The organism is Pseudomonas sp. PME37.24/025 (genome assembly GCF_055556615.1).
Map to the genome: position 1 here is coordinate 1 of NZ_JBVHNK010000456.1, position 240 is coordinate 240.

The following is a 240-nucleotide window of genomic DNA, read 5'->3' on the forward strand; positions in this document are numbered from 1 at the left end:
AAGGTGCGGGATTTTGTGAAGTGGATGCTGGAGCAGATTGATAGCCCGGATGGATCGCAAAATTAGGGTTGCTCCCAATACCTGTGGGAGCGGGCTTGCCCGCGAAGAGGCCGGCACATCCAACATCAATATTGACTGGTAGACCGCTTTCGCGGGCAAGCCCGCTCCCACAGGGATCTCCGGCGATTAAAAAATCGCTGGCAATCCCCACCACTGATATGCGCCACTAGCCCCATTCAT

The 240-nt window shown here is 55.4% G+C and carries 1 pseudogene; it reads right to left on the reverse strand.

Annotated features, from left to right (window positions below):
• Nucleotides 1-214, reverse strand: a pseudogene (locus ACZ3HH_RS31070) (hypothetical protein); the annotation flags it as partial.
• Nucleotides 215-240: the final 26 nt, after the last annotated feature.